Annotated in this window: 1 protein-coding gene and 1 pseudogene; both read left to right on the top strand. The window is 33.6% G+C overall.

Annotation, left to right across the window (positions count from 1 at the left end; genetic code table 11):
* Window positions 1–606, top strand: a 606-nt coding sequence (locus KSU54_RS18530) for a class C sortase (RefSeq protein ID WP_217749053.1), incomplete at its 5' end; no start/stop codon positions are given.
* Window positions 599–809: pseudogene (locus tag KSU54_RS18525) on the top strand (hypothetical protein); the annotation flags it as partial. The gene KSU54_RS18530 and the pseudogene KSU54_RS18525, both read left to right, overlap by 8 nt.

Here is an 809-nt window from a genome sequence, read left to right as displayed (position 1 = left end):
GATAACCTGTATTCAAAAGAAAAGGGACTGCCAGAGGATTCAGGGTTAGAATATGAAAATGTTTTAGATCTTGGAAATGGTGTAATAGGAACTGTAGAAATTCCAAAAATAAAGGTAAATATGCCTGTTTATCATGGTACAGACAGTGATGTATTAAACGTGGGAGCTGGCCATATAGAGGACAGTTCTTTGCCTGTAGGTGGTAACAATACCCACACTGTTTTAACTGGCCATAGAGGCTTGCCGTCAAGCAAACTTTTTACTCGATTAGACGAACTTAAAAAAGGTGATCTTTTTTTTATTAAAGTAATTGATGAAACTTTAGCATATAAAATAAATAAAATAGAGGTAGTACTGCCTGATAAGGTCAGTTATTCGATTAAAGATAATCAGGATTTAGCAACACTGATTACCTGTACCCCTTATGGGCTAAATACTCACAGGCTTGTAATAACAGGTAAAAGAGTTCCATATGAGGAAAAGGAAAAGAAATCAATTAAAAGCAGTATGCCGTCATTAAGGGAAATTATTTTCTATGTTATTCCTGTTCTGTTTTCAGTGGCAGGCATACTATTTTTTAGAAAACGAGGGGTGAAAAATGTATAAAAAATTAATTACAGCAGTATTCACAGTTTTTTTATTTTTTATCAGTATAACCGCTGTTTCTGCTTTAGACGAAGTCGGATCTATAACAGTAAATCTTGAAGAAGGAAAAAAGGGAACCAGTGTTAAAAACGTAGAATTAGAACTTATCAAAATAGCTGATATAATCAATGGCCAGTATTTGCTTATTAATGATCTGCAGGATA

It is taken from the genome of Erysipelatoclostridium sp. MSK.23.31, assembly GCF_019125875.1.
In the GTDB taxonomy this organism is placed as follows: Bacteria; Bacillota_I; Bacilli_A; order Erysipelotrichales; family Coprobacillaceae; genus Thomasclavelia; species Thomasclavelia ramosa.
This window is presented reverse-complemented; position numbering and strand designations above follow the sequence as displayed.